We start from the raw sequence: 26,044 nt of genomic DNA, 5'->3' as shown, positions 1-26,044 counted from the left end.
CCAGGTGATGGCTCATCTCGGCGCCCAGTGCCCGCTCGATCAGCGCCTTCTTGAACGCCATTGAGGCTGCATTGATCGCCTCGGCACTCATCGGTCCGCTGACGAATCCATCGATCAGCTCTTTCGGAATGGACGGCAGGGCAGCCCCACTGCCCTTCTTGCTGGTCTTTCTTGGCATACATGCTCCTTGCTCACATGGTATGCCTCAAACACAAAATTTCTGACAGGCTCTCATTCCGACACCGTTGTCCGATATCCGAATTACCCCACGTATCGGATCGCCAATGTTCTCACCAAAAACGGTTACTTCCGTCGCGTCGGCGTCGTACGCATTTTTAACCAACTCGATTAGTGCGGTCGACTCTCGTCCAACGAGAAGCTCCCCCAGCTCACGGAACAAGTGCGTATCGACAGAAAACTTTACTTGCCTACTGTCGCTACTCATGAAGTCTCCACGCGGTGAAACGCCAAGAACTGCAGCCATAGCCGCAAAGGCTGCACGGAAAGAAAATTGCACGTCATCTGAGGAGTATCGGCGTACCAGCTACTAGTCGTCAATCAAGGAGCCCCGCGTAACCGTGGGGCCCCAAGGAGCAACACCAACACCCTCACTTCACCGAAATCAACTCCACATCAAACACCAGCGTCGCGTTCGGGCCGATCTTGCCGCCGGCGCCGGTGGTGCCGTAGGCGAGGTCGGAGGGGATGTAGACCTCGTAGCGGGCGCCTTCTTTCATCAGTTGCAGCACTTCGGTCCAGCCGGTGATCACTTGGCTGACGCCGAAGGTGGCGGGTTCGCCGCGTTCGCGGGAGCTGTCGAAGACGGTGCCGTCGAGCAGTTTGCCGGTGTAGTGGGTGACGACCGTGTCGGTGCGGCTGGGGGTTTTGCCGGTGCCGGCTTTGATGACTTTGTATTGCAGGCCGCTGGCGGTGGTGACGACGCCTTTTTTCTTGCCGTTTTCGGCGAGGAAGGCGCGGCCTTCGTCGAGGTTTTTCTGGCCGCGGGCGATCTTTTTCTGGTCGGCTTTTTCTTGGCCGATGACGAAGGCTTCGCGCATGTCGCGGCCCGACAGGCGCGGTTCACGGCCGGCGAGGGCGTCTTTGAGGCCCTGGATGACGGCGGCTTCGTCCATGTCCATGCCGCTCTGGATCAGGGTCTGGCCCATTTGCAGGCCGGCGCCGTAGCCGATTTTCTGCTCCAGGGTGTTGAGTTCGGGGGCGTCGCCGGCAATGGCGCCGAAGGTCATGGCCGCCAGGGCGGCGGCAAACAGGGTGCGTTTCATGGTGGGTCCTGAGAGCGGTCGGAAAGTGGCGGATCTTAGCCCAGTTCGGCGGCGGCGGCTTTGAGCCAGGCCAAAGCGCGGGCGGGTTGCCGCGCCGGTAGTGGCGCGGGCGAGTAGGTTGCCTCGGGCCGCCCCCTGCCGGCGGCGATCCGGGGCGGCATCGGGCGACAGATGATTTTTCATTCGACGCTGTTTTTGCGGTGAATGGCTTGCCTGTGCGGTGAATGACCACCATAATCGCCGCATGAATAGCGGCGATTATCTCTACATTTGGCAGGCTTCTGACTGGCCCCGCTGGCACTACGATCTCGCGGCGTTGGCTGAGCCAATGGTACGGGTCAGCCATGCTCAAGGGCTGCTCCTGGGGCGATTCGCCGACATAGGCATGGGCCTGCGCGATGAGGCCAGCTTGGCTGCACTGACGGATGACGTGCTCAAGACCAGCGAGATCGAGGGCGAACACCTGAACGTCGCTTCGGTACGTTCTTCCATCGCCCGCCGTCTGGGGGTGGACATCGGTACTCTCGCACCCGTTGACCGCCATGTTGAGGGGGTTGTGGACATGGTGCTCGACGCCACGAGCAACAGTGCTCAACCGCTCACCACGGAACGCCTCTTCGCCTGGCATGCGGCGCTGTTCCCAGCCGGATACTCTGGTCTTAGCAAGATCAGCGCCGGTACATGGCGTGATGATGCACACGGACCCATGCAAGTGGTCTCAGGTCCGTTCGGGCGGCAGAAGGTGCATTACGAAGCGCCGCCTGCGGAGTCCCTGGCATCCGAAATGGATCGCTTTCTATCTTGGCTGAATGACCCAAAGGCCACTGAGCCGGCCTTGATCCGTGCCGGGCTGGGCCATCTGTGGTTTGTTACCTTGCACCCGTTTGATGATGGCAACGGCCGCATTGCACGCGCCATTGGTGATCTACTGCTGGCACGTGCCGACGGCAGCCCACAGCGGTTCTATAGCTTGTCCGCGCAGATCCAGCGCGAGCGCAAGGCTTACTACGACATGCTGGAACGCACGCAGAAAGGCACGCTGGAAGTCACCGAGTGGCTGCTGTGGTTCTTCAAGATGCTGGATGAGGCAGTGAGTCATGCCCACGGGATGCTGGATGCTGTGCTGGTAAAGGCCCGATTCTGGCAACGGCAGCAAGGCACCACCTTGAGCGCACGCCAGATCAAGGTGCTCAACCGCCTGCTGGACGGGTTTGAAGGCAAGCTCACCACCAGCAAGTGGTCAGCACTAGCGAAATGCTCTTCAGACACCGCGCTGCGAGATATCAACGATTTGCTTGAGCGGGGTGTGCTGCAACGCTCAGCGTCGGGGGGAAGAAGTACCAGCTATGAATTAAAGACTGGCTGAGCGGGTGCAAAGCGCTTTGCTCTCAGTGCCTACGACGCTGCGCATGGCGTCGATCATGCATACGGCAGCTATCGAGGCGGAGCTGCAAGCACCGCAAATGCATGAACTGAAGGGCACCTCGAATAACCTGATGCTTTCTGTGAATCCCGTCGCACAACGTTCGCGCCCGACACGCCGATCCGGTTCTCGAAGGCCCACACGGTGGTGCGATCCGGCACGTTCGTCGCGTTGGCCAGCGCACAAAAGCGCCTGTAGCTCATTGAAAAATTGTGCGTCGTCGGGTGAGAAATTTTCTGTCGCCCGACGCCCGACGCCCGACAGAGCTCACTCCCAGCTCAGGGCGCCACCGGTCTGGTATTCGGTGACGCGGGTTTCGAAGAAGTTCTTCTCCTTGCGCAGGTTGGCCTGTTCGTCGAGCCAGGGCAGCATGTTGTCGGCGCCGGGGTAGGGCTCGGCCAGGCCGAGCTGGCGGGCGCGGCGGTTGGCGATGAAGCGGAACTGCCCCATGTGTTGCGCGGCGGAGTAGCCGAGGATGGGTTCGCGCAGCAGGTAGCCGGCGTAGGCGGCTTCGGCGGCTTCGGCTTCGGCCCATAGTTCGGCGATGGCGGCGGGGTCGAGCTGCAGGTTTTCTTCGGCGATGAGGGTGCGCACGGTGCGGATGCCGAAGGCGCAGTGCAGCACTTCGTCGCGCATGATGTATTGCAGCTGCTCGGCGGTGCCTTTCATCAGCCCGCGGCGCTGCAGGGCGAAGATGGGCGAGAAGCCGTTGTAGAACCAGCAGCCTTCGAAGATGGCGGCGAAGAAGAGGTACGACAGCGCGAATTCGTGCAGGTTGTCGCGGTCGGCGAGGTCGAAATCGGCGCGCATGACGCGCTCCAGCCGGCGGTTGGCCAGGGCGATCTTGCCGTGGATTTCGGGCACCACGCGGTAGCGGTTGTAGATCTCCTGCTGGTCGAGCCCGAGGCTTTCGATGCAGTGCTGGTAGGTCCAGGTGTGCAGGGCTTCTTCATATACCTGGCGGGCCTGGTAGATCTGCAGCTCGGGCGCGGTCATCTTTTCCATCACCGCCAGGCCGATGTTGCGCATGGCGAGGATGTCGGAGGTGGTGAGGTAGGAGAGCACGTTTTCGAACACATGGCGCTCGGTGGGGGTGAGCTTGTGGTGGTAGTCGTGCACGTCCTGCGCCATGGAGATTTCCAGCGGCGTCCAGTGGTTCTTGTTGGCGTTGAGGAAGAACTCCCAGGCCCAGGGGTATTTGAACGGGGCGAGCTGGTTGATGTCGCCCTGGCCGCTGACGATGCGTTTGTCGGCGGCGCGCACGGCGGCCATGGCGGGCGGTGGCGGGCTGGACGCGGTGGTGGACGGGGCCGGCGCGGCCGGCGCGCGTGGCGCGGGGGTGTCCCAGTCGTCGAAGAAGGCGCTCATTGGCAGGCCTCGCAGTCGGGATCGAGAATCGAGCAGGCCTTGGGGGGCGGCTCGGCGACGGGGGTGTCGGTGCGGGCGCTGGTTTTTTCCATGGCGGTGGCGCCGAGGGTGCGCAGGTAGTAGGTGGTCTTGAGGCCGCGCAGCCAGGCCAGGCGGTAGAGCTCGTCGAGCTTGCGGCCCGAGGCGCCGGCCACGTAGAGGTTGAGCGACTGGGCCTGGTCGATCCACTTCTGGCGGCGCGAGGCGGCTTCGACCAGCCAGTGCGGGGCGATCTCGAAGGCGGTGGCGTAGCGCGCCTTGAGCTCGGCGGGGATGCGCTCGATGGGGGCGAGCGAGCCGTCGAAGTATTTGAGGTCGCCGACCATCACTTCGTCCCACAGACCGAGCGCCTTGAGCTCGCGCACCAGATGGGCGTTGACCATGGTGAATTCGCCCGACAGGTTGGATTTGACGTAGAGGTTTTGATAGTCGGGCTCGATCGAGGCCGACACGCCGACGATGTTGGCGATGGTGGCGGTCGGCGCGATGGCCACGCAGTTGGAGTTACGCATGCCGTGGCGGGCGATGCGCTCGCGTAGGGCGGTCCAGTCGAGCGCGCTGCTGCGGTCGACTTCCAGCAGCGCGCCGCCGTCGGTCGCCTTGCCGCGCGCCTCGGCCAGCAGGGCGAGGCTGTCTGGCGGCAGGATGCCGCGGTCCCACAGGCTGCCGCGGTAGCTCGAATAGCGCCCGCGCTCTTCGGCCAGTTCGGTCGAGGCCCAGTAGGCGGCATGGCAGAGCGTCTCGGTGCTGCGGTCGGCGAAGTCCACCGCGGCGTCGGAGGCATAGGCCAGCCCGAGTTGGTGCAGCGCGTCGGTAAAGCCCATGAGGCCGAGCCCGACCGGGCGGTGGCGCAGGTTGGCGGTGCGTGCCTTGGCGGTGGCGTAGTAGTTGATGTCGATGACGTTGTCGAGCATGCGCATGGCAGTGCGCACGGTGCGCTGCAGCTTGTCGTGGTCGAGCGTCCACTGGCCGTCGGCGCCCTGCACCAGGTGCGCGGGCAGGTTCACCGAGCCGAGGTTGCACACCGCGGTTTCGTCGGCCGAGGTGTTGAGGGTGATCTCGGTGCACAGGTTGGAGCTATGCACCACGCCGGCATGCTGCTGCGGGCTGCGCAGGTTGCAGGCGTCCTTGAAGGTGATCCACGGGTGCCCGGTCTCGAACAGCATGGTCAGCATCTTGCGCCACAGCTGGATGGCGGGCAGCGTCTTGAACAGGCGGATCTCGCCGCGCGCGGCGCGTGCTTCGGCGGCGGTGTAGGCGGCCTCGAAGGCGGGGCCGAAGCACTCGTGCAGCTCGGGCACGTCGGCCGGCGAAAACAGCGTCCACTCGGCACCCTCGATCACGCGCTTCATGAACAGGTCGGGGATCCAGTGGGCGGTGTTCATGTCGTGGGTGCGGCGGCGCTCGTCGCCGGTGTTCTTGCGCAGCTCGAGAAACTCTTCGATGTCCAGGTGCCAGGTTTCGAGGTAGGCGCACACCGCGCCCTTGCGCTTGCCGCCCTGGTTGACCGCCACGGCGGTGTCGTTGATCACCTTGAGGAAGGGGATCACGCCCTGGCTCTTGCCGTTGGTGCCGCGGATCAGGCTGCCGAGCGCGCGCACGGGCGTCCAGTCGTTGCCCAGGCCGCCGGCAAACTTCTGCAGCAAGGCGTTTTCCTTGATCGACTGGAAGATGTCGTCGAGGCTGTCGGCCACGGTGGTGAGGTAGCAGGACGACAGCTGCGAGTGGCGGGTGCCGCTGTTGAACAGGGTGGGCGTGCTGCTCATGAAGTCGAAGCGCGAGAGCAGGTCGTAGAACGCGATGGCGCGCGCGTCGCGGTCGATCTCGTTGATTGCCAGGCCCATCGCCACGCGCATGAAGAAGGTTTGCGGCAGCTCGATGCGCGCCTCGTCGATATGCAGGAAGTAGCGGTCGTACAGGGTTTGCAGGCCGAGGTAGTCGAACTGCAGGTCGCGCCCGGCGTCGAGTGCGGCGGCGAGGCGTGGCAGGTCGAACTCGGCTAGGCGGGCGTCGAGCAGGCCGGCGTCGATGCCGCGGCGGATGGCCTGCGGAAAGTAGGCCGCATAGCCGCCGGCCGGCTCGGCCATGTCGGCCTGCGAGGCGTCGCGGCCGAGCACTTCGGCGCGCACGGCCGACAGCAGCAGGCGGGCGGCGACACGGCCGTAGTCGGGCTCGCGCTCGATCAGCGTGCGCGCCGAGAGCACCAGCGACTGGCGCACGGCGGCCATCGACACGCCGTCGTAGAGATGCTGCAGGGCGTGGGCCAGCACCGTGTCGGCCGACACGTCGCTCAAGCCCTCGCAGGCTTCGCGGCACACCGCGAGCAGGGCGGCGCGGTCGAGCGGGCGGCGCTGGTCGCCGTCGAGCACGGTCAGCGTCGGCGTGTCGGCGTCGGCCTCCGGATGGGCGGTTTGCTCGGCGGCGCGCTCGGCGGCGCGGCGCTCGCGGTAGAGCACGTAGGCGCGGGCCACGTCATGCTCGCCGGAGCGCATCAGAGCCAGCTCGACCTGGTCCTGGATGTCTTCGATATGCAGCATGCCGCCGTCGGGCAGGCGGCGGGTGAGGGCGCCGACCACGGTGTCGGTGAGGCGGGCGACGAGGTCGCGCACCCGCGACGAGTCCGCGCCCTGGCGGCCTTCGACGGCGAGAAAGGCCTTGCTCATGGCCACGCTGATCTTGGCCGGGTCGAAGGCGACCACCGCGCGGTTGCGGCGGACGACCTGGAAGGCGCTGAGCGCGAGATCGGGGATGAGGGCGTCGGGGGGATGGCGGTCCATGGGGGTGTCTCCTTGAGGGGATGGGGGGCCGGCCTCAGGCGAGGGCGTCGGCGGGGTTCGTAAGGGGGTGGGGGGCGGGCGCGGGATCGGGCAGGGCCAGCACCAGCGCGGCGGCCGGATCGGCCAGTAGGCGCCGGAAGCCGAACACGGCGGCCATGTGCACCACGGCGGGGTTGGCGCTCTGGCAGACCAGCTCGGTCGCCCCTACGCGGCGGCTGCAGGCCACCACCCGGCTGAACATGCGCCAGCCCAGGCCGCAGCCCCGGTAGGCGGGGAGCACGCTGAGACCGAAATCTGCCCGGCCGGCGCGCACGCCCAGGTGCGCCAGCGCGGCCAGTGTGCCGTCGGCGCTTTCGATGCCGATCACCGTGTCGCGCGCGAAGTCGATCCGCGCCACGTAGCGGGTGATGCCGTCGTCGTCGAGGGCGTGGCCGAAGCGCAGCATGCGGTCGTCGGCATCGAGCGCCTGCAGGTGGCGGCACAGGCGCGGCCCGTCGGCCGGGCCGAGGCGGGTGACGGCGATCATCGCGCCACTGCCGAATCGATCGGCGTGGACCGGCCTGCCGTGTCGACGGCGACGAAGACGAAGCCAGCCCGCGTGCACAGGCGGCGCTCGCCGCTCAGCGGGGATTCGGCATGCAGCTCGGTGGCCACGGTGAGCGAGCTGCGGCCCACACGCTCGACACGTGCGCTGATCTCGGCGATGTCGCCGCTGCGTGCCGGGGCGACGAAATCGAGCTTTTCGGAGCTGGCCATCACCAGCGCCCGGCGGGCGCGCCGGCTGGCGGCCACCAGCGCGGCCTTGGCCAGCCACGACAAGGCCGGGCCGCCATGCAGGATGCCGTCATGGTTGGTGTGGCCGGGGAAGACGATCTCGGCGATGCGGGTGATGTCGGGCGAGTCGGCCATGGCGCCGGCCGGCGCGGCCGCGCTGGGCGTGCCGGTGGCCACCATGGTGAAGTGCCCGCTCAGGCAGCGGGTGCGCGCGCCGGTGTGCAGGTGCTCGGCAAACAGCTCGGCCTCGATCTCCAGCGAGCGCGTGCCGCGGCGGACCACGCGGCCGGTGGCATCGGCCAGATCGCCGGCGCGAATCGGCGCCAGGAAGTCGAGCCGGCTGACCGCCGCGGTGACTACCGTGCGACGCAGGCAGCGGCTGGCGAGGATGAAGGCCAGCTTGTCGAGCATGGCCAGCGCGGCGCCGCCGAACAGGGTGCCGTGGTGGTTGGACTGCTCGGGAAAGACGATGTCCTGGATGCGGGTACTGGGGGCATCGGCCGGCAGGCCGGGGGCGCTCAGCGCAGTGGCGGGAGAGGTGTCGACAGGCATGGCGGAGATCCGGTGCGGGCGGGGCGGATCTCCGACGGACGGGCGCAAGCGCGCAGCCACGCGACACAGTCGCGCGGCACCGAACCATCAGCAAAACGAGCAAGTGAAATGGTGTGAGCCATGCCTCTTGTCAGGGACACCCCGCCCCAAAATGTTGAAGGGATGTGCATGGCAGGTCTCCTGGCTCACGGGTCATCGCCTTGCGCCGGCCTTCCCGGAGAACACTCCAGTGGCATGAGGGGGCGCGAGACTCGCCGATTACAGTTGCGGGGGCAGCTCCGGGATTCACGCTGGGCGTGGCACCGGATTCCCTTTTCATGTCTGCCGTTGTCGGCAAACAACCATGAACAGGCCGGCAGGCTACTGCCAGGCTCCGGGGCGTGTCAATGGCGGCGTCGGCGTGTCGCCGGCGGGCGAGGCCGGGCGGGCGCGCCCTATAATGCCCGCCACACCCACACTCGCTTGAGAACGCCATGAGGCTGAATCTGAAGGTCCCCTTCGCCGAAAAGGACCAGGCCAAGAAGCTCGGTGCCCGCTGGGACGCGGGCCGCAAGACCTGGTACATCGACGGCAAGGCCGACCCGGCGCCCTTTGCCCGGTGGTCGCCGACGCCCGACGACGGCACGGCCGGCGACGCGCCGGCACGCAAGCCGGTGGCCGCCAAGCGCCAGTCCATCGCCAGCAAGGTCCAGGTCGGCCGCCTCTATGTCGAGCAGCCGCGCGTGTGCGATTGCCCGCCGTGGGAGGTGTGCGACGCGTGCCGGGCAACGGCGCTGTCGGCATAGGAGGGGCGCATGGAAGTCGTGGCTGTCATCGACTTTGAAACGACGGGGCTGTCGCCCGCGCAGGGCGACCGGGCCACCGAGGTGGCGGCGGTGATCGTGGCCGACGGCCAGGTGGTCGACCGCTACCAGAGCCTGATGAACGCCGGGGTGAGCATCCCGCCCTTCATCGAGGCGCTGACCGGCATCTCGAACGCGATGGTCCGCAGCGCGCCGCCGGCCGCTCAGGTGATGCGGGAGATCGCCAATTTCGTCGGCGACTACCCGCTGGTGGCGCACAACGCGTCCTTCGACAGCAAGTTCTGGGATGCCGAGCTGGCCCGCACCACACGCACCCGGCGGCAGGATTTCGTCTGCTCGCTGCTGCTGTCGCGCCGGCTCCTGCCGCAGGCGCCGAGCCACAAACTGGGCGCCCTGGTCGAGTACGCCAATCTGCCGGTCGCCGGCCGCTACCACCGCGCACTCGCCGACGCCGAAATGGCCGCCAGTCTGCTGCTGCGCCTGACGGACGAGCTGCGGGAGCGCCACCAGCTGCCGCATGTGTCGGTCGAGCTGCTGCGCAAACTCCAGCGGGTGCCCAAGCATCAGATCGAGCGCTGCATCGCGCGCGAGCGCGGGGGCTGATGCGGCAAGAAGCGCACGAACGACGGGCGGGCGTTCGCACGTTTCTTCCATGACCGCCCCCTGGCCCCCGGAGCACGGTGCTCAGCGCTACCGCCCCCGCGTGATGTCAAGCCGGGTTCTGGACTTGAAGCGCCGATAGCGAGGCCACCAGGTCCGCGAAGCGCTCGCCCTGCACCACCACATGCCGCTGCAGCTTGTCGGCGGCGCCTTCGCCATCGCCGCTGAGGATGCTGTCGACAATCGCCTGGTGCTCTGAATAGGACGTCTTCATGCGGTTGCGCACCCGCAGCTGCAAACGCCGATACGGACGCAGCCGGCGGTGCAGCGCGTCGGCCTGTTCGGCCAGGAAGCTGTTGTGGCTGGCCTGGTAGATGCGCTGGTGAAAGACCTCGTTGAGATGGTAGTAGGCGTCCGGGTCGTTGGCGTCCCGGGCGACCTCGCAGGCGCGATGGGCATCGAGCAACTCGGCCTGCTCCGCCGGGGTGATGCGTCGGGCGGCAAGGCGGCCGCACATGGCCTCGAGTTCGGCCATGACTTCAAACATTTCGCACAAACGCGTGGGGCTCGCCTGGGCCACGATGGCCCCTCGTCGCGGCCGCATTTCGATCATGCCGGCCGAGGCCAGGTGGATCAGCGCTTCACGAACGGGTGTGCGGGAGACGCCGAATTCGTCGGCCAGATCCTGTTCGTCCAGGCGCATGCCGGGGCGGTATTGCCCGGTCACGATACGTTCCTCGATCTCTTCGCCCAGTTGTTCCGAGCGCCGCAAGGGTGCCGCGATCTCACTCATAGATGTCACCAGTGGTTGGACGTGATGCGTACATTATACGCAGTCGTTGACATCGAATACATGTCTACATAGATTGTATACAAAACAAAAGCGATTGCATGCATGATCGGCTTTGGCGCCAGAGGGGCGTCCCGAGCATGGACTACAACCACCAAAGGAGACTCACATGACGAAGAAGCCGTTTCGGGCCCTTGTGTCCGCACTGATCAGCGCCAGCTTCATGGCGATGGCCCCGGCCACGGTCCAGGCCGCCGACACCACGGTGCTGAAGCTGTCTCATCAATTCCCGGCATCGAATGGCCCGGATGGTGATTTTCGCGACCAGCTGGCGCAGAAATTTGCCGCTGAGGTGACGCAGAAGACCGGTGGCTCGCTGAAGATCGAGATCTATCCGGGCAGCTCGCTCATGAAGACCAAGAGCCAGTTCAGCGCGCTGCGCAAGGGCACGCTGGACTTGTCGGTACTGCCGCTGGCCTACGGCGGCGGCGAGGTGCCGGAAGTGACGCTCACGCTCATGCCGGCCCTGGTGCAAAGCTACGAGCAGGGCCTGCGCTGGAAGACCGCGCCCATCGGTGTCGAGTTGGAGAAGATCCTCGAAGCCAAGGGCATGAAGATCCTGACCTGGGTGTGGCAGGCCGGCGGTATCGCCAGTCGCGACAAGCCGATCACCCAACCTGAGCACATGAAGGGCCTCAAGGTGCGCGGCGGCGACCGCAGCATGGACCTGCTCATCAACGGTGCCGGCGGCGCGGCCACCAACCTGCCTTCGAGCGAGATCTACAGCGCCATGTCCACCGGTGTGCTCGATGCGGCGCTGACCTCCAGCACCTCGCTGATCAGCTACCGCCTCAACGAAGTGGCCAAGTCGGTGACCACGGCGCGCGGCAAGACCTTCTGGTTCATGTTCGAGCCGCTGCTGATCTCGATGGAGGCCTGGAACCGGCTGACCTCCGAGCAGCAGAAGGTGGTGACCGAGGTCGGCGCTTCGCTGGAGCCGTTCGCGGTCGAAGGCGCCAAGCGTGACGACCAGCGCCTGGCCGAGGTGTATGCCAAGTCGGGCGACACGGTGGTGGACATGGACGATGCCGCCTTTGCCCAGTGGGTGGCCATCGCCAAGGAGACCGCCTACAAGCACTTTGCCGAGAACGTGAAGAACGGGCAGGCACTGCTGGACATGGCTCAGGCGGTCAAGTGACATGAACCCCGCCACCCACTCCACCGTCGCCGAGCGGCCGGCGGAGTCGGGTGGCCGGTCGGTCTGGCGCGTCTTCGCCCAGTCCGTCAAGGGCGTCAACGTCCTGACCGGCTACCTGTCCGCCGTCATCGTCGTCATCACCTCCCTGATCGTCTGCTATGGCGTGTTCATGCGCTACTTCATGGACTCGCCGATCGACTGGGGGCTGGAGTTGTCGATCTTCCTGCTCATCATCGCCACCTTCATGAGCGCCGCCTACACCCAGTTGCAGCGCGGCCATGTGAACATCGAGGTGCTCGAACACCTCCTCTCGCCCGGGGCCAACCGTGTGCGCTACCTGATCGGTGACGCGCTGTCGCTGGTGTTTTGCGCCTTCCTGGCCTTCAACGCCTGGGAGTTCTTCCTCGAAGCCTTCGAGGACGGGCGCATCACCGAAAGCACCTGGGGCCCGAAGCTGTGGGTGCCCTACCTGTTCATGGCCATCGGCAGCACCACCCTGTCGCTGCAGCTGCTGGTGCAGATCGTTGACGTCCTGGTCGGCTGGAAAGGCCGCACCCATGGCAGCGGCCCGGAATGGAGGGAATGATGGATACCACCACCATCGGTTTGCTATACACGGGCGTTACCCTGGTCCTGCTGTTCTCCGGCATGCCCATCGCCTTCGCGCTGGGGCTGTCCGCCCTCGGTTTCATGGCTGGCTTCATGCCCTCGGCCCATCTCGGCTCGGTGGCCGAGACCATCTTTGCCGAGTTGGACAACTTCACCTTGCTCACCATCCCGCTGTTCGTGCTCATGGGGGCGGCCATCGGCAAGACCCGGGCCGGCGCAGACATCTACAACTCGCTCAACGCCTGGCTGCATCGCGTGCCGGGCGGCCTCGGCCTGGCCAACGTGTTCGCCTGCGCGGTGTTCGCCGCCATGTGCGGCTCCAGCCCGGCCACCTGCTCGGCGATCGGCTCCTCGGGCATTCCGCAACTGGTGAAGCGCGGCTACTCGGAAGGCCTGGCCACCGGCATCATCGCCGCCGGCGGGACCCTGGGCATCCTGATTCCGCCCTCGCTGACGCTGATCCTCTATGGCCTGGCCTCCGAGCAGTCCATCGGCCGCCTGTTCATGGCCGGCATCGGGCCGGGCACGCTGCTGATCTTCCTGTTCGCCCTGTGGGTGATGATCAAGTACAAGCTCGAACGCCAGGTGGCCGCCGGCCGCAACGATGCCGCCGCTCAGGCCATCCTGGAGGACGAGCAGATCACCTGGCATGACCGCCTCTCGGCCCTGCCGCGCCTGCTGCCCTTCGGCATCCTGATTGCGGTGATCATGATCGCCATGTACGGCGGCTGGGCCACACCGTCCGAAGTGGCCGGCATCGGCGCTGTGGGCGCCACGGTGATGGTGATCCTGCTCTACCAGTGCTACCGGGTGGACGACATCAAGACCATCCTGTCGGGCACCATCCGCGAGAGCACGATGATCATGATGATCATCGCCACTTCCTTCCTGTTCACCTACGTGATGAGCTACCTGGGGATCACCCAGAAGGCCGCCACCTGGCTGGTGGAGCTGGAGCTGTCCAAGTGGGTGTTCTTCTTCTGGGTGAACGTGTTCATCATCGTGCTGGGCTTCTTCCTGCCGCCGGTGGCGATCATCCTGATGGTGACGCCCATCCTGCTGCCGGCGCTCAACGCCTTGAACATCGACCTGATCTGGTTCGGCATCGTCATGACCATCCTGATGGAGTTGGGTCTGATCACGCCGCCGGTGGGCCTGAACCTGTTCGTGATCAACGGCATCTCGCCCGACATCAAGCTCAAGAACATCCTGCTGGGCAGCCTGCCCTTCATCGGGCTGATGCTGCTGGCGATCGTCATCCTGTGTGTCGTGCCGGGCATCGCCACGTGGCTGCCGAACCATTTCTACCAAGGGGGCTAAGCTGACATGAGTGCCTCTCAACAATGGAACACCCTCCAGCAAAGCCGTAGCCGCCGTCTAGGCCGCGCCGCCGCCCTGGCGCAGGGCAAGCGCGTCGAGGCCGACCAGGTGGTCGCGCTGCTCGAGGCGGTGATCGAACCCGGCGACCGCATCTGCATCGAGGGCAACAACCAGAAGCAGGCCGACTTCCTCGCCCGCGCCATGGTGCAGACCGACCCGGCGCGGGTGCGCGAGCTGCATCTGGTGCAGTCGGTGCTGTCGCTGCCCGAGCATGTGGACATCATTGAGCGCGGCCAGGTCAGCCGCATCGACTTCTCCTTCTCGGGGCCGCAGTCCGGCCGCCTGGCGCGGCTGGTGGAGTCGGGCCGCATCACCATCGGTGCCATCCACACCTATCTGGAGCTGTTCGCCCGTTACTTCGTGGACCTCACGCCCAACGTGGCGCTGGTGGCCGCACAGATGGCCGACCGCCAGGGCAACCTCTACACCGGCCCCAACACCGAGGACACCCCGGCCATCGTCGAGGCCACCGCCTTCAAGAGCGGCATCGTCATCGCCCAGGTGAACGAGATCGTCGACACCCTGCCGCGGGTGGACATCCCCGCCGACTGGGTGGATTTCACCGTGCCGGCGCCTACCCCGCACTATGTCGAGCCCCTGTTCACCCGCGACCCGGCGCTGATCACCGAGACTCAGGTGCTCACCGCGATGATCGCCATCAAGGGGCTGTACGCCGAATACGGTGTCACCCGGCTCAACCACGGCATCGGTTTCGACACCGCCGCCATCGAATTGCTGCTGCCCACCTACGCCGCCGAGCTCGGCCTCAAGGGCAAGATCTGCACCCACTGGGCGCTCAATCCGCATCCGACGCTGATCCCGGCGATCGAAGCGGGTTTCGTACAGTCGGTGCATTCCTTCGGCTCCGAAGTGGGCATGGAGAACTACGTGGCCGCGCGGCCCGACATCTTCTTCATCGGCGCCGACGGCTCGATGCGCTCCAACCGTGCCTTCAGCCAGGCTGCCGGCCACTATGCCTGCGACCTGTTCATCGGTTCGACCCTGCAGATCGACCTGCACGGCAACAGTTCGACCGCCACCCGTGGCCGCATCGCCGGCTTCGGCGGCGCCCCCAACATGGGCGCCGACGCCCGCGGCCGCCGCCATGCCTCGCCGGCCTGGCTCAAGGCCGGCCGGGAAGGGCGGGGCGACATCGCCATGCCGCGTGGCCAGAAGCTGGTCGCCCAGGTGGTGGAAACCTTCCGCGAGCACATGGCGCCGGCCTTCGTCGAGCGTCTCGACGCCTGGGATCTGGCCGAGGCGGCGGGCATGGATCTGCCGCCGGTGATGATCTACAGCGAGGATCTCACCCACATCATCACCGAGGAAGGCATCGCCCACCTGGTGCGCTGCCGCAGCCCGGAAGAGCGTGAGCAGGCCATCCGCGGCGTGGCCGGTTACACCCCGGTGGGCATGGGCCGCGACAAGCGCGCGGTGGAGAATCTGCGCGACCGCGGCATCATCCAGCGCCCGGAGGACCTGGGCATCGACCCGCGCCTGGCCACCCGCGACCTGCTGGCCGCTCGCAACGTCAAGGATCTGGTGCACGCCTCCGGCGGGCTCTACGACCCGCCCAAGAAGTTCCGCAACTGGTAGGAGGGCCCGATGGAACGATTCGAGATCACCCTGGACGCCCGCCCCGCGGGCGCCGCCCGGCGGAGCGCCCTGTGTGGCGTGGTCGCCTCGGGCAACCTGGAGGTGCTGGTGGAGCTGGGGCAGGACCCGGCCGCCTGCACGGTGGAGGTCAGCACCTCTGCCGACGGCTTTCGCGACATCTGGGAGGCCGTGCTGGCGGATTTCGTCGAGCGCCACCCGGCCGGCGGCCTGCGCATCAGCATCAACGATGCCGGCGCCACCCCGGCGGTGGTGAGCCTGCGCCTGGCCCAGGCCTTCGAAGACAGCACGGGAGGTGCGGCATGAGCGCCAAACGCGTGAGCTATTTCGAGGCCAGCGCCCGTGCCCGCGTGGCCGCGCTGGTCGACCCCGGCAGCTTCACCGAGTTCTGCCCGCCGGCACAGCGGCGCACCAGCCCGCACCTGGCGCAGCTCGACGCCCCGGTCGCCTTCGATGACGGCGTGGTGGTCGGCGCGGCCACCGTGGACGGAAAACCCGTGCTCATCGCTGCGCAGGAAGGCCAGTTCAACGGCGGCGCGGTGGGTGAGGTGCACGGCGCCAAGATCCGCGGCCTGCTCGAACGCGCGGCGCGCGAAAGGCCCGCGGCCGTGCTGCTGCTGGTCGATTCCGGCGGCGTGCGCCTGCACGAGGCCAACGCCGGCCTGATCGCCATCTCCGAGATCATGCGTGCGCTCATGGCGGCGCAGGCCGCCGGCGTGCCGGTGTTCGCCCTCGTCGGCGGCGCCTGCGGCGCCTTCGGTGGCATGGGGATCGTCACCCGCCTGTGCGATGAAGTGATCATGTCCGAGGAAGGCCGCCTCGGCCTGTCCGGCCCGGAAGTGATCGAGACGGTGAAGGGCGTGGGCGAATTCGACTCGCGGGACCGTTCGCTGGTGTGGCGGGTCACCGGCGGCAAGCTGCGCCGTGCGCTGGGCGAGGCGACTCGGCTGGTGGATGACGACGCATCGGCTTTCCGCGCGGCCGCCGTCGCGGCGCTGACGCATCACCGCAACGCGCCGGCCGACCTGGCGTCCCTCAAGGCAGCGCAGGCCGCACTCACCGAGCGTCGCGCCACCCACCCCGACACCCGCGACGGGCTCGAGGTCTGGCGCACCCTCGGCCTGGCCCAACCCGAAGCGGTGCCCATGCTGGCATCCGATGAATTCAACCGCCAGCTCGACGCCCTGGCGACGGAGGTATGAGCATGTCCGACCCAAGCCTCTTCGATGCCCTCTTCGGCGCCGGTAACCACACCGTCGTCATCGACGGCCACTTCGTCGCCGGCCCTGCGCGGCTGGGCGACACCCCGGTGGCCGTCATTGGCAGCTGGGACGCTGCTGCCGTGGACGGCGACCTGGCCCTGGCCATCGCTGGCGAGATTCTGCGCGTGGTCGAGGCCGATGCCGGCGCCACGCCCCGACCCATCGTCTTCGTCGCCGATACCCAGGGCCAGGCCCTGTCCCGGCGCGAAGAGCTGCTCGGCCTCAACGGTGCCTTCGCCCATGTGGCCCGCTGTGTGGATCTGGCCCGCCGCTCGGGCCACCCGACCGTGGCGCTGATCCATGGCGAGGCGGTCTCCGGCGGCTTCCTGGCCTTCGGCATGTTGGCCGACCGGGTGGTGGCCCTACCCGGCGCCCAGGTGCGCGTCATGGACCTGCGCGCCATGTCGCGGGTCACCAAGATCGAGTTCGACCGCCTGCAGACGCTGGCGCAGCACTCGCCGGTTTTCGCCCCCGGCGCCGACAACTACTGGCGCATGGGAGCGGTGCATGCCCTGTGGCATGACGCCGGTGCCGACTGGCGCGCGCCGCTCGCCACGGCGCTGGCCGAAGCGGTGGATGCGGCCGGGCATGATGGCCGAGCCGCGCTGGGCGCCGAGCGTGGTGGTCGTACCCTGGCCGCGGCGGTGGCCCGAGAGGTGGCCAATGAGGTGGCCGGTGGCTGAGACGCTGCCGCGCCGCCATGACCGGGTGTGGCTCGACCCGGCGGCCATCGACCGGCTGGTGGTGAGCCAGCCCTGGCGTGCCGCGCTGGTCGACTGGTTGGGCCACGACCGGCCGCTGGTGGCGGCCCGGCGCATGCCGGGCCAGGCGTTGCTGCCGCTGGGCTTCACGCTGCCGGGCACCGGGGCGCGCGTGCGCGTCGGCGTGCTCGCCCCGGTCGAGGCCATCCGCGCCCAGGCACCGGCGCCGCCGCTCACCGAGCTGCTGAGCACCGCCCCCGCGTCCTGGCAGGCGCCGCTGGCGGCACTGGCCGAGGCGCTGGCCGCCGCCGGTGTCACGGCCCGCAGCTATGGCTCGCTGGTCAACCAGTGGCTCACCGGTGCCCCCTGCCTGCGTGCCGACAGCGATGTGGACTTGCTGCTCGACTGCGCCGATGCCGACAGCGCGCGGCAGGTGCTGGCGGTGCTGGCCGGGCAGGCCCCCGTCACGCCGCGCATCGACGGCGAGCTGCGCCTGCACGGCCGGGCCGTGGCCTGGCGTGAGCTGGCTGCAGCGCTGGCCAGCGGCGGACGCGTGCTGGCCAAGTCCGACACCACGATTGCCCTGATGCCGGCGCAGGCCGTCCTGCAAGCGCCGGCCGAACCCGGAGGCGGCGATGCCCCTCGCGCCCAGCCCCTCGCCGCCTGAGGCCCTCACTCGGCTTTGCCCGACGGCGCTGGATGCCGCCTGTTGCGCCGCGCTCAAGCACGAGGCGGACGCCTGGCCCAAGCCCGGGCTGGTCACGCCGGTGGATTCGGGCAGCCATCGGGATATGAACTACGCCAGCTTCGTCGACAGCATTGCCGCGCTGCGTGGCTACTTCGCCGAGATCGCCGAGGCCGGCGCGCGCGGCGCCCCCTATGCCCGGCTGCAGCCCATCGCCATCGCCGCCGAAGCGCGCATGCTGGCCGCTACCCGGGGCGCCAACACCCACCGCGGCGCCATTTTCAACCTGGGCTTGTTGGCCGCCGCCTACGCCTGGCGCGCGGCCCGCCCCGAGGCGGCGCCCGCCACCTGCGGCGAGTTGGTGGCTCGGCTGTGGGGGCCGGCCATCCTCGCCGCGCGCCGCGAGGCCGATGCCTCCCATGGGCAAGCGGTGTGGCAGCGTTTCGCCGCCGGCGGGGCGCGGGCCCAGGCGGCGGGCGGCTTTCCGGCGGTGTACCGGGTCGGCCTGCCGGCGCTGTGCGCCCTGCGGGCCGACGGTGTCGAGGAAGAGGCCGCCCTGATCGGCACGCTGATGGCGCTGATGGCCGAGCTGGACGACACCAACCTGCTGTGGCGCGGCGGCGCCGCCGGACTGGCCGACGTGCGTCGGGCCGCGCAAGACTTCGGGCGCACCGGCGGGGTGCGCCATCCGGTCTGGCGCCAACGCCTGATCGAGATGCACGGCTGGATGGTGGCCCGCAACCTGAGCCCCGGCGGCAGTGCCGATCTGGTCGCCGCCACCTGGCTCGTCCATCGGCTGGATCCGGCATGAGGCTCGCCATCCTGTGTTCCGGCCAGGCCGGGCAGTGCCGCACGATGCTCGACCCCGTGCTGGCGGCGCCGGACTGCGCCGAGCTGCGCGAGGTTGCCTCCTCGGTGATCGGGCGCGACGTGGTCGCCTGGTGGCGAGGGCTCGACGAGGCCGCGATCTTTTCGAACATGAACGCGCAGCTGGCGATCGCCCTCTACCAGCTTGCCGCCTGGCAACGGCTGGCCGCGTGCCTGCCCCAGCCGCCCGTCGTCGTCGCCGGCTACTCGCTCGGCGAAGTCCTCGCCTGGCATGTGGCGGGCGCGCTGGACATGGCCGAGACGCTGCGCCTCGTGCGCACGCGCGCCCGCCTGATGGACGCCTGCCTCGACGTGTCGACACCCCGTGGCGGCTGCATGGCCTTGCTGCGGGGGCGGGCGACGCCCGCCATGCGTCAGGCCCGGGCGGCCGCCCTGGCACGGCACGGTGTGGCGATCGCCATTCATCGCCACGGCGGCGACCAAGTGCTCGCCGCCCCCGGCCCCTGCCTGGATGCCCTGATCGCCGACCCGGCCATGGCCAGCGCCGATCTCAAGCGGCTGCCGGTCGAAGTGCCCTCGCACACGGCCTGGCTGGCCGGTGCCGTCGCGCCGTTTGCCGAAGCGCTGGCCGCCTGTCAGCCGCGCATGCCGCGCTTCCCGGTCATCGCGGGGATCGACGGAACGCTGCAGCGCCACGGCACGGACAGCCTCACCAGCCTGCCTCGCCAGATCGCCGAGCCGGTGCGCTGGGACTGGTGCCTGGAGACGCTCGGCGCGATGCGGGCCGACCTGGCGATCGAACTGGGGCCGGGCAACGATCTGGCCAGGCAGCTCGAGCAGGCCATCCCGGACGCGACCGCGCGCGCCATGGGCGAGTTTGCAAGGCCAGAGGACGTCGCCGACTGGCTCGCGCGACGCGCTTGAGCTGCAGTTGGCCAATACCGACCTCCCGTGCCAGCCACGTAGATGGCGGAGGCAAAGAAGACGGCCTTGATTTTTTAGACGATCGGTCTAATATTCGGGGCATGCTCGATATGCCCACTCCCCCACGTCGTCGCGGTCGCCCGCCCAAGCGGGTCGATGCCCCGCTGGATACCCGCGATGCGCTGATCCGCTGCGGCATGGCCACGCTGACCGAGAAGGGCTTCTCGGCCACCGGCATCGACGAGGTGCTCAAGAAGGTGGGCGTGCCCAAGGGCTCGTTCTATCACTACTTCGACAGCAAGGAAGCCTTCGGCCATGCGGTGATCGCCGCCTATGCCGACTACTTCGCGCGCAAGCTCGATCGCTGGCTGCTGGCGGCGGATCGCCCGGCGCTGGCGCGTATCGGCGATTTCGTCGAGGACGCCGCCGCCGGCATGGCGCGCTACGCGTTTCGCCGTGGCTGCCTGATCGGCAATCTGGGGCAGGAGATGAGCGCGTTGCCGGAGTCCTACCGCGAGCGGCTGGAGGCGGTGTTCCGCGATTGGCAGGCGCGGCTGGCGAACTGCCTGCGGGCGGCCCAGACTGAAGGGACCTTGGCGCCGACGGCAGACTGCGATCACTGGGCCGCCTTTTTCTGGGTCGGCTGGGAAGGCGCCGTGCTGCGTGCGCGGCTGGTGCGCAGTGCCGAGCCCTTGCACTGCTTTACCCAAGGCTTCTTCACCGCGATTGGGCGCTGAATTTTTCGACCATTTTTAGACGATCGGTCTAATCACAGCTACCGGGCCGGTCGTGTCATGAGGAGAGAGGAGAACACCATGTACAAAGCCATCGTGATCAACAAGACCGAGGCGGAGGGCTACACCGCCCACCAGATGGATCTGGACGACGGCGATCTGCCCGAGGGCGATGTGACCGTGAAGGTCGCGTACTCGACCCTCAACTACAAGGACGGCCTGGCGATCACCGGCAAGGGGCCGGTGGTGCGCAAGTTTCCGATGGTGCCGGGCATCGATCTGGCGGGCACGGTGATGTCCAGCACCCATGCCGATTTCAAGGTGGGCGATGCGGTGCTGCTCAACGGCTGGGGCGTGGGCGAAGGCCACCCCGGCGGGCTGGCGCAGAAGGCGCGGCTCAAGGGCGACTGGCTGGTGCCGCTGCCGGTTGCCTTCAAGCCCGAGCAGGCGATGGCCATCGGCACCGCCGGCTACACCGCGATGCTGTGCGTGATGGCGCTGGAGCGCCAGGGCGTGACGCCCGACAAGGGCGAGATCCTGGTGACTGGCGCGGCCGGCGGCGTGGGCAGCGTGGCGGTGGCGATCCTCGCCAAGCTGGGCTACACGGTGGTGGCCTCGACCGGCCGCCCGTCGGAAGGCGAGTACCTCAAGACGCTCGGCGCCGCCGAGATCGTCGACCGCGCGCAGTTTTCCGAACCGGGCCGCCCGCTCGGCAAGGAGCGTTGGGCCGGCGCGGTGGATACCGTGGGCAGTCACACCCTGGCCAACGTGTGCGCCACCACCAAGTACCGTGGCGTGGTCACCTGCTGCGGGCTGGCGCAGGGCATGGATTTCCCGGCCACGGTGGCGCCCTTCATCCTGCGCGGGGTGACGCTGGTCGGCATCGACAGCGTGATGGCACCCAAGGCCGACCGCCTGGCGGCGTGGAGCCGTCTGGCGACCGACCTGGATGTGAGCAAGCTCGAGCTCATCACCCACCAGATCGGCCTGTCCGAGGCCATCGACACCGCCGACGAGCTGATGGCCGGCAAGATCCGCGGCCGCGTCGTAGTCGATGTGAATCGGTGACCCGTTTCGCCGGGCGGGGACGGCCTCGCCCGGTTTTTCCATGCCTTTTCCGGAGTGTTTTCATGACCGACCGTATCAGCCGCTTCCCCGTGCCCGAGCTGTCCGACCTGCCCGATGATGTGCGCGAGCGCATCCTCGGCGTGCAGGAGAAGGCCGGTTTCGTGCCCAATGTGTTCCTGATGCTGGCCCATCGCCCGGCCGAGTTCCGCGCCTTTTTCGATTACCACGATGCGCTGATGGAGAAGAACGAGGGCCTGACCAAGGCCGAGCGCGAAATGATCGTGGTGGCCACCTCGGGCGCCGGCAACTGCCTGTATTGCGTGGTGGCGCACGGTGCGGTGCTGCGCATCCGCGCCAAGAACGCGCGTGTGGCCGACCAGCTGGCCACCAACTACCGCAAGGCCGAGATCACCGAGCGCCAGCGCGCCATGCTCGATTTCGCCATGAAGCTGTCCACCCGCGGCGGCGAGATCGAAGATGCCGACCTGGCCGCGCTGCGTGCCCATGGCTTCGACGACGAGGCGATCTGGGACATCGGCGCCATCACCGCCTTCTTCGCCATGAGCAACCGGCTGGTGCATCTGACCGGCACGCCACCCAACGAGCCTTTCTACTTGATGGGGCGCGTACCCAAGGGCGCTTGACACCGTGTGAGTCGTCCGCCGTGCGCAAAATATGGTGCAATGCCGGCATCGCCCGACCCGAGACTTGCCCGTGAGCACCGAACCCCTGTTCCGTCGCGTTCCGCCCATGCATGCCCTGGCCGCCTTCGAGGCGGCGGCGCGCCTGGGCGGTTTTGCGCCGGCGGCCGACGAGTTGTGCGTGACGCCCAGCGCGGTCAGCCATCGCATCCGCCAGCTCGAACAGCAGCTGGCCATGCAGCTGTTCGAGCGCACCTCCTCGGGCGTGCGCCTGACCACCGCCGGGCGCCTGTACCTGGGGCAGGTGCGCGAGGCCTTTGCCGCGCTGGCCCACTCCGGGCGCGGGGCCGGCGGCGGCCGGGTGCGTCTGCGTGTGTCGGCGCCGCCGACCTTTGCCCGCCAGCTGCTGATGCCGCGCCTGCCGGCCTTTTTGCAGGATCGTGAAGAGATCGATCTGGAAATGCATGTCGGCAACCTGCTGCAGGCCGATGTCACCGAACCGGCCGATGTGGCCATCCTGTGGAGCGACGGCAAGGCCCTCAACGGCGTCTTCCATCGTCTGTTCGACGACCGTGTCGGCCCGCTCGCCGCGCCCAGCTACATCGCCGCCTATGGCCTGCGCAGCGCCGAGGACGTGGCCGGCGCCACTTTGCTGCGCTCGCCGCTCTTGCCCTGGGGGGCGTGGTTCCAGGCGGCCGGGCTCAACCGCCCCGAGCCCGAGCGCGGTGCGGTGTTCAACGACCTGGGCATGCTGCTCGAAGCGGCCAGCGCCGGCCTCGGCGTGGCTATGAGCACGCGGCGCCTGGCCGCCGCCTGGCTCGATTCGGGCCGGCTGGTGCCGATCACTGAGCTCACCGCCGCCTCGCCCAACAGCTATTACGTCACCTGCGCCAGTGCCGACCGCGAACGGCCCGAAGTGGCCGATTTCATGGACTGGCTGCGCGAAGGCTTCTCCGGATGAACTTTCTCGCCCACCTGTGGCTGGCCGGCCCCGACGAGGGCGCGCGGCTGGGCGCGGTGGCCGGGGATTTCGTCAAGGGCGCGCTGCCCGGCGATCTGCCGCCCGATATCGCCGCCGGGGTGGCGCTGCACCGGGCGATCGACGCCTTTGCCGACACCCATCCGGCCTTTCAGGCCTCGCGGGCACGGGTCGGCGCGGCGCACCGGCGCTTTGCCGGCGTGATGGTCGATATGTTCTACGACCACTTCCTGGCCGTGCAGTGGGCACGTTGGCATCCGCACGAGCCGCTGGCCGCCTTCACCGCCCGCCAGTACGCGCTGCTGGCGGCGCACCGCCACCGCCTGCCGGCGCGCGCGCTGCCGGTGCTGGCGCGCATGGCCGAGGATGACTGGCTGACCGCCTACCGCGAGGTGGACACCATCGTCTTTGCGCTCGACCGCATCGCCGGCCGCCTCAAGCGGCCCGAGCCTTTCCTCGGTTGCGGCGCGGCGCTGCGCGCCGACTACGCCGGCTTTGCTGCGGATGCGCAGCACTTTCTGGCTGATGCGCGGGCCTTCGCCGAGGCGTTTTCGACGCCGTAAGGCGCGTTCTCCGTGCCATCGTTCTGCCGATCCTGCGGGCGGATTTCCCCTCGCCGGGCCGGCGTATCGCCCTGCCGAAGACACGCCTTCGGCTGACAGGGGCGGCCCTGGCATCTACGGTTTATAGAGGGCACTGGCTGAACCGGCCATGCGGCCCGCGTCTGGCGCGAGCCTTCGATCCCGCCCCCCGAGTGGCGCCGCCGGGCGCCTGCGTGCCATCCCAGGATGGCTGCTTATCGTCTGTTAAACCAGTCTAAAAGACTAAAAATACCCAATCTACAAGACCATATGGACTAATAAAGTCTGATTATGGAGCCATGTACTCCTTGTATGGTTCGATAATTCAGATTCCGGCCCCGCCGCAGGCAGGGTTCGGCTCTCACCCAACATGAGGAGTCACATCATGATCAAGACGTTCATCGTCGGATACGACGGCACCGAGCCCTCGAAGCGCGCGCTCGATTTCGCCGCCCGGGCCGCCAAGGGCCGGGGCGCTGCGGTGCTGCTGGTGCATGTGCTGGAGTGGTCGCCCTACAGCTTTCTGACCATGGAAGAGATTGCCGAACGACACAAGGAGCGCGAGAAGGAGGTGGAGCGCGCCAAGTCGGTGGTGAATCCGGTGTGCGAGAAACTGCGCGCCAGCGGGCTGAACGTGAGCAGCGATGTCCAGTACGGCGATCCGGCCGAGATCATGTGCGAGATCGCCGGCAAGCATCCCGAGTCGATCATCGTCGTCGGCCGCAAGGGCACGTCCAATCTGGCCGCCCGCTTCATGGGCACGCTGGGCATTTCGCTGATCCAGGCCTCGCCGGTACCGGTCACCGTCGTGCCGTAAGGCGCGTACGCCGGACCGACGTGCCTCACGCATAAAAATCAAGGAGACAACACCATGTCTAACGTCAAGCTGGGCGCGGCCTTCATGGCTGCGCTGACCCCCTTGCTCGCCCATGCCCAGGAGGGCAGTGGCATCGACGAAGCCATCAACACCGCCGTGGCGCCGGTATCCAATTTCATCACCAGCATCATTTTCTACTCCGTCAAGATCGGCGATGTGTCCTTTCCGCTGATCGTCGGCTGGCTGATCACGGCCGCCGCCATCTGCACGATCTACTTCGGCTTCATCCAGCTGCGCGGCGTCAAACACTCGATCGACCTGGTGCGCGGCTGCTATGCCGATCCCAATGATGCGGGCGAGGTGTCGCACTTCCAGGCGCTGACCACCGCGCTGTCGGCCACCGTCGGGCTCGGCAACATCGCCGGCGTGGCGGTCGCGGTGTCGATCGGCGGCCCGGGCGCCACGTTCTGGATGATCCTCGCCGGCCTGCTCGGCATGGCCTCGAAGTTCACCGAATGCACGCTGGGCGTGAAGTTCCGCCGCGAAAACCCGGACGGCACCATCTCCGGCGGCCCGATGTACTACCTCTCGCGCGGCTTCGAAGGCCTCGGCAAACCCGGGCTGGGCCGCGTGCTGGCGGCGATCTTCGCGGTGTGCTGCATCGGCGGTGCGATCGGCGGCGGCAACATGTTTCAGGCCAACCAGGCGGCCAAGCAGATTGCCAACGTCACCGGCGGCGAGATGAGCTTTTTCGCTGACAAGGGCTGGTTGATCGGCCTGGTGCTGGCGGTGGTGGTCGGCATGGTGATCATCGGCGGCCTCAGGTCGATCGCCCATGTCACCGAGAAGATCGTGCCCTTCATGGCGGCCATCTATGTCGGCGCCGGCATCGTCATCATGATCTCCAACTAGGACAAGATCGGTTGGGCCTTCGGCCAGATCGTCTCCGGCGCGTTTACCGGCGAGGGCGTTGCCGGCGGCATCCTCGGCGCCTTGATCCAGGGCTTCAAACGGGCGGCGTTCTCGAACGAGGCCGGCATCGGCTCGGCAGCCATCGCCCACTCGGCGGTGCGCACCAAGGAGCCGGTCACCGAAGGCTATGTCGCGCTGCTCGAGCCCTTCATCGACACCGTGGTGATCTGCACCATGACGGCGGTGGTGATCGTCGTCAGCGGCACGCTGGACTCCGGCCTGACCGGCGTCGAGCTCACCTCGGCGGCCTTCGAGACGGCCTTCCCGTGGTTCCCGGTGGTGCTGGCGGTGGTGCTGTTCGCCTTCTCGACCATGATCTCGTGGTCCTACTACGGTCTGAAGGCCACCACCTACCTGTTCGGCGAGAACAAGACGGTGGAGAACATCTACAAGCTGTTCTTCTGCATCTGCGTGATCATCGGCGCCAGCATGAGCCTTGGGCCAGTCATCGATTTCTCCGACTCGATGATCTTCGCCATGGCCATTCCCAACGTGATCGGCCTGTACATGCTGCTGCCGGTGGTCCGGCGCGAGCTGGCGCAATACCAGGCCAAGTTGGCGTCAGGCGAGATCAAGCGGTTCCGCTGAGCGCATTTGCCTTTCGAAGCATCCCGGCCGGCGCCCCGAGCCCGGCCGGGCAAG

General features: G+C 67.6%; 26 protein-coding genes, 3 pseudogenes and 1 riboswitch. Of the genes and pseudogenes, 20 read left to right on the top strand and 9 right to left on the bottom strand.

Annotated elements, in window-relative coordinates:
* The 3 genes and pseudogenes from I8J34_RS11985 to bamJ form a co-directional block, all read right to left on the bottom strand.
* Nucleotides 1-178 (bottom strand): annotated as a pseudogene (locus tag I8J34_RS11985) (IS256 family transposase); the annotation flags it as partial.
* 27 nt (nucleotides 179-205) lie between these two features.
* A complete protein-coding gene (locus tag I8J34_RS25105) occupies nucleotides 206-445 on the bottom strand; it encodes an ATP-binding protein (protein ID WP_214361639.1) in 240 nt (79 codons plus the stop codon).
* A gap of 163 nt (nucleotides 446-608) precedes the next feature.
* Nucleotides 609-1,283 carry a BamJ family beta-barrel-assembly machinery protein gene (bamJ, locus tag I8J34_RS11975; RefSeq protein WP_214361638.1) on the bottom strand — a complete coding sequence of 225 codons (675 nt, stop codon included), beginning with the start codon at nucleotides 1,281-1,283 and terminating at the stop codon, nucleotides 609-611.
* Between the two features lie 244 nt (nucleotides 1,284-1,527).
* On the opposite strand from bamJ, the gene I8J34_RS11970 reads away from it, so the two are divergent.
* Entirely contained in the window at nucleotides 1,528-2,649 is a 1,122-nt protein-coding gene (locus I8J34_RS11970; RefSeq protein ID WP_214361637.1) for a Fic family protein, read from the top strand.
* A 152-nt stretch (nucleotides 2,650-2,801) separates the two neighbouring features.
* Here the strand turns inward: I8J34_RS11970 and I8J34_RS25200 are convergent.
* The 5 genes and pseudogenes from I8J34_RS25200 to I8J34_RS11950 form a co-directional block, all read right to left on the bottom strand.
* A pseudogene (locus I8J34_RS25200) lies at nucleotides 2,802-2,909 on the bottom strand (IS5/IS1182 family transposase); the annotation flags it as partial.
* Between the two features lie 64 nt (nucleotides 2,910-2,973).
* Entirely contained in the window at nucleotides 2,974-4,074 is a 1,101-nt protein-coding gene (locus tag I8J34_RS11965; protein ID WP_214361636.1) for a ribonucleotide-diphosphate reductase subunit beta, read from the bottom strand.
* Nucleotides 4,071-6,890, bottom strand: a complete 2,820-nt coding sequence (locus I8J34_RS11960; RefSeq protein ID WP_214361635.1) for a ribonucleoside-diphosphate reductase subunit alpha — start codon at nucleotides 6,888-6,890, stop codon at nucleotides 4,071-4,073. Before I8J34_RS11960 ends, I8J34_RS11965 begins: the two co-directional genes overlap by 4 nt.
* A gap of 34 nt (nucleotides 6,891-6,924) precedes the next feature.
* Nucleotides 6,925-7,416 (bottom strand): GNAT family N-acetyltransferase, encoded by a 492-nt coding sequence (locus I8J34_RS11955; protein WP_214361634.1) that lies wholly within the window; start codon nucleotides 7,414-7,416, stop codon nucleotides 6,925-6,927.
* Entirely contained in the window at nucleotides 7,413-8,216 is an 804-nt protein-coding gene (locus tag I8J34_RS11950) for an acyl-CoA thioesterase (RefSeq protein ID WP_214361633.1), read from the bottom strand. The genes I8J34_RS11955 and I8J34_RS11950 overlap by 4 nt, the downstream gene beginning before the upstream one ends.
* 153 nt (nucleotides 8,217-8,369) lie before the next feature.
* A riboswitch (cobalamin riboswitch) is annotated at nucleotides 8,370-8,577 on the bottom strand.
* A 112-nt stretch (nucleotides 8,578-8,689) separates the two neighbouring features.
* On the opposite strand from I8J34_RS11950, the gene I8J34_RS11945 reads away from it, so the two are divergent.
* Nucleotides 8,690-9,001: a DUF5710 domain-containing protein gene (locus tag I8J34_RS11945; protein ID WP_214361632.1), complete on the top strand. Its 312-nt coding sequence runs from the start codon at nucleotides 8,690-8,692 to the stop codon at nucleotides 8,999-9,001.
* 9 nt (nucleotides 9,002-9,010) lie between these two features.
* Entirely contained in the window at nucleotides 9,011-9,622 is a 612-nt protein-coding gene (locus I8J34_RS11940; protein ID WP_214361631.1) for a 3'-5' exonuclease, read from the top strand.
* 106 nt (nucleotides 9,623-9,728) lie between these two features.
* Here I8J34_RS11940 and I8J34_RS11935 read toward each other — a convergent pair whose 3' ends face one another.
* Nucleotides 9,729-10,412: a GntR family transcriptional regulator gene (locus I8J34_RS11935; protein ID WP_214361630.1), complete on the bottom strand. Its 684-nt coding sequence runs from the start codon at nucleotides 10,410-10,412 to the stop codon at nucleotides 9,729-9,731.
* 166 nt (nucleotides 10,413-10,578) lie between these two features.
* On the opposite strand from I8J34_RS11935, the gene dctP reads away from it, so the two are divergent.
* The 17 genes and pseudogenes from dctP to I8J34_RS24665 all read left to right on the top strand — a co-directional run bounded on the left by dctP (nucleotide 10,579) and on the right by I8J34_RS24665 (nucleotide 25,990).
* On the top strand, nucleotides 10,579-11,607 hold the full coding sequence (gene dctP, locus I8J34_RS11930) for a TRAP transporter substrate-binding protein DctP (RefSeq protein WP_214361629.1): 1,029 nt from the start codon (nucleotides 10,579-10,581) through the stop codon (nucleotides 11,605-11,607).
* 1 nt (nucleotide 11,608) lies between these two features.
* Nucleotides 11,609-12,193, top strand: a complete 585-nt coding sequence (locus I8J34_RS11925; protein WP_214361628.1) for a TRAP transporter small permease — start codon at nucleotides 11,609-11,611, stop codon at nucleotides 12,191-12,193.
* Nucleotides 12,193-13,536, top strand: a complete 1,344-nt coding sequence (locus I8J34_RS11920) for a TRAP transporter large permease (protein ID WP_214361627.1) — start codon at nucleotides 12,193-12,195, stop codon at nucleotides 13,534-13,536. Before I8J34_RS11925 ends, I8J34_RS11920 begins: the two co-directional genes overlap by 1 nt.
* Nucleotides 13,537-13,542: 6 nt before the next feature.
* Entirely contained in the window at nucleotides 13,543-15,192 is a 1,650-nt protein-coding gene (mdcA, locus tag I8J34_RS11915) for a malonate decarboxylase subunit alpha (protein ID WP_214361626.1), read from the top strand.
* A 9-nt stretch (nucleotides 15,193-15,201) separates the two neighbouring features.
* Nucleotides 15,202-15,516, top strand: a complete 315-nt coding sequence (gene mdcC / locus I8J34_RS11910) for a malonate decarboxylase acyl carrier protein (RefSeq protein WP_214361625.1) — start codon at nucleotides 15,202-15,204, stop codon at nucleotides 15,514-15,516.
* Nucleotides 15,513-16,412 carry a biotin-independent malonate decarboxylase subunit beta gene (locus tag I8J34_RS11905; RefSeq protein WP_214361624.1) on the top strand — a complete coding sequence of 300 codons (900 nt, stop codon included), beginning with the start codon at nucleotides 15,513-15,515 and terminating at the stop codon, nucleotides 16,410-16,412. The genes mdcC and I8J34_RS11905 overlap by 4 nt, the downstream gene beginning before the upstream one ends.
* Before the next feature lie 2 nt (nucleotides 16,413-16,414).
* Entirely contained in the window at nucleotides 16,415-17,155 is a 741-nt protein-coding gene (mdcE, locus tag I8J34_RS11900) for a biotin-independent malonate decarboxylase subunit gamma (RefSeq protein WP_214361623.1), read from the top strand.
* Complete coding sequence (gene mdcG, locus I8J34_RS11895) at nucleotides 17,148-17,840, top strand: malonate decarboxylase holo-[acyl-carrier-protein] synthase (protein ID WP_214361622.1); 693 nt, start codon at nucleotides 17,148-17,150, stop codon at nucleotides 17,838-17,840. Before mdcE ends, mdcG begins: the two co-directional genes overlap by 8 nt.
* Entirely contained in the window at nucleotides 17,809-18,669 is an 861-nt protein-coding gene (gene mdcB, locus I8J34_RS11890) for a triphosphoribosyl-dephospho-CoA synthase MdcB (protein WP_214361621.1), read from the top strand. Before mdcG ends, mdcB begins: the two co-directional genes overlap by 32 nt.
* Entirely contained in the window at nucleotides 18,666-19,610 is a 945-nt protein-coding gene (locus I8J34_RS11885; protein WP_214361620.1) for an ACP S-malonyltransferase, read from the top strand. Before mdcB ends, I8J34_RS11885 begins: the two co-directional genes overlap by 4 nt.
* Before the next feature lie 110 nt (nucleotides 19,611-19,720).
* Nucleotides 19,721-20,347, top strand: a complete 627-nt coding sequence (acuR, locus tag I8J34_RS11880; protein WP_230411807.1) for an acrylate utilization transcriptional regulator AcuR — start codon at nucleotides 19,721-19,723, stop codon at nucleotides 20,345-20,347.
* Between the two features lie 78 nt (nucleotides 20,348-20,425).
* The gene (gene acuI / locus I8J34_RS11875; protein WP_214361619.1) at nucleotides 20,426-21,412 is read left to right on the top strand and encodes an acrylyl-CoA reductase (NADPH); all 987 of its coding nucleotides are present in this window, start codon (nucleotides 20,426-20,428) and stop codon (nucleotides 21,410-21,412) included.
* 62 nt (nucleotides 21,413-21,474) lie between these two features.
* Nucleotides 21,475-22,056: a peroxidase-related enzyme gene (locus I8J34_RS11870; protein WP_214361618.1), complete on the top strand. Its 582-nt coding sequence runs from the start codon at nucleotides 21,475-21,477 to the stop codon at nucleotides 22,054-22,056.
* Between the two features lie 70 nt (nucleotides 22,057-22,126).
* Entirely contained in the window at nucleotides 22,127-23,014 is an 888-nt protein-coding gene (locus I8J34_RS11865) for a LysR substrate-binding domain-containing protein (RefSeq protein WP_230411806.1), read from the top strand.
* On the top strand, nucleotides 23,011-23,595 hold the full coding sequence (locus I8J34_RS11860; RefSeq protein ID WP_214361617.1) for an acyl carrier protein phosphodiesterase: 585 nt from the start codon (nucleotides 23,011-23,013) through the stop codon (nucleotides 23,593-23,595). Before I8J34_RS11865 ends, I8J34_RS11860 begins: the two co-directional genes overlap by 4 nt.
* Before the next feature lie 403 nt (nucleotides 23,596-23,998).
* Complete coding sequence (locus I8J34_RS11855) at nucleotides 23,999-24,430, top strand: universal stress protein (RefSeq protein ID WP_214361616.1); 432 nt, start codon at nucleotides 23,999-24,001, stop codon at nucleotides 24,428-24,430.
* Between the two features lie 54 nt (nucleotides 24,431-24,484).
* Nucleotides 24,485-25,990: pseudogene (locus I8J34_RS24665) on the top strand (alanine/glycine:cation symporter family protein).
* Nucleotides 25,991-26,044 lie beyond the last annotated feature (54 nt).

Source organism: Denitromonas iodatirespirans (assembly GCF_018524365.1).
In the GTDB taxonomy this organism is placed as follows: Bacteria; Pseudomonadota; Gammaproteobacteria; order Burkholderiales; family Rhodocyclaceae; genus Nitrogeniibacter; species Nitrogeniibacter iodatirespirans.
Note: the sequence above shows the minus strand (reverse complement) of the source record. Positions and strands in the feature narration are given on the sequence as shown.

Excerpts from the sequence above, each read along its gene's own strand:
- I8J34_RS25105 (WP_214361639.1), bottom strand. The coding sequence starts at position 445 with ATGAGTAGCGACAGTAGGCAAGTAAAGTTTTCTGTCGATACGCACTTG.
- bamJ (WP_214361638.1), bottom strand. The coding sequence starts at position 1,283 with ATGAAACGCACCCTGTTTGCCGCCGCCCTGGCGGCCATGACCTTCGGC.
- I8J34_RS11970 (WP_214361637.1), top strand. The coding sequence starts at position 1,528 with ATGAATAGCGGCGATTATCTCTACATTTGGCAGGCTTCTGACTGGCCC.
- I8J34_RS11965 (WP_214361636.1), bottom strand. The coding sequence starts at position 4,074 with ATGAGCGCCTTCTTCGACGACTGGGACACCCCCGCGCCACGCGCGCCG.
- I8J34_RS11960 (WP_214361635.1), bottom strand. The coding sequence starts at position 6,890 with ATGGACCGCCATCCCCCCGACGCCCTCATCCCCGATCTCGCGCTCAGC.
- I8J34_RS11955 (WP_214361634.1), bottom strand. The coding sequence starts at position 7,416 with ATGATCGCCGTCACCCGCCTCGGCCCGGCCGACGGGCCGCGCCTGTGC.
- I8J34_RS11950 (WP_214361633.1), bottom strand. The coding sequence starts at position 8,216 with ATGCCTGTCGACACCTCTCCCGCCACTGCGCTGAGCGCCCCCGGCCTG.
- I8J34_RS11945 (WP_214361632.1), top strand. The coding sequence starts at position 8,690 with ATGAGGCTGAATCTGAAGGTCCCCTTCGCCGAAAAGGACCAGGCCAAG.
- I8J34_RS11940 (WP_214361631.1), top strand. The coding sequence starts at position 9,011 with ATGGAAGTCGTGGCTGTCATCGACTTTGAAACGACGGGGCTGTCGCCC.
- I8J34_RS11935 (WP_214361630.1), bottom strand. The coding sequence starts at position 10,412 with ATGAGTGAGATCGCGGCACCCTTGCGGCGCTCGGAACAACTGGGCGAA.
- dctP (WP_214361629.1), top strand. The coding sequence starts at position 10,579 with ATGACGAAGAAGCCGTTTCGGGCCCTTGTGTCCGCACTGATCAGCGCC.
- I8J34_RS11925 (WP_214361628.1), top strand. The coding sequence starts at position 11,609 with ATGAACCCCGCCACCCACTCCACCGTCGCCGAGCGGCCGGCGGAGTCG.
- I8J34_RS11920 (WP_214361627.1), top strand. The coding sequence starts at position 12,193 with ATGGATACCACCACCATCGGTTTGCTATACACGGGCGTTACCCTGGTC.
- mdcA (WP_214361626.1), top strand. The coding sequence starts at position 13,543 with ATGAGTGCCTCTCAACAATGGAACACCCTCCAGCAAAGCCGTAGCCGC.
- mdcC (WP_214361625.1), top strand. The coding sequence starts at position 15,202 with ATGGAACGATTCGAGATCACCCTGGACGCCCGCCCCGCGGGCGCCGCC.
- I8J34_RS11905 (WP_214361624.1), top strand. The coding sequence starts at position 15,513 with ATGAGCGCCAAACGCGTGAGCTATTTCGAGGCCAGCGCCCGTGCCCGC.
- mdcE (WP_214361623.1), top strand. The coding sequence starts at position 16,415 with ATGTCCGACCCAAGCCTCTTCGATGCCCTCTTCGGCGCCGGTAACCAC.
- mdcB (WP_214361621.1), top strand. The coding sequence starts at position 17,809 with ATGCCCCTCGCGCCCAGCCCCTCGCCGCCTGAGGCCCTCACTCGGCTT.
- I8J34_RS11885 (WP_214361620.1), top strand. The coding sequence starts at position 18,666 with ATGAGGCTCGCCATCCTGTGTTCCGGCCAGGCCGGGCAGTGCCGCACG.
- acuR (WP_230411807.1), top strand. The coding sequence starts at position 19,721 with ATGCCCACTCCCCCACGTCGTCGCGGTCGCCCGCCCAAGCGGGTCGAT.
- acuI (WP_214361619.1), top strand. The coding sequence starts at position 20,426 with ATGTACAAAGCCATCGTGATCAACAAGACCGAGGCGGAGGGCTACACC.
- I8J34_RS11870 (WP_214361618.1), top strand. The coding sequence starts at position 21,475 with ATGACCGACCGTATCAGCCGCTTCCCCGTGCCCGAGCTGTCCGACCTG.
- I8J34_RS11860 (WP_214361617.1), top strand. The coding sequence starts at position 23,011 with ATGAACTTTCTCGCCCACCTGTGGCTGGCCGGCCCCGACGAGGGCGCG.
- I8J34_RS11855 (WP_214361616.1), top strand. The coding sequence starts at position 23,999 with ATGATCAAGACGTTCATCGTCGGATACGACGGCACCGAGCCCTCGAAG.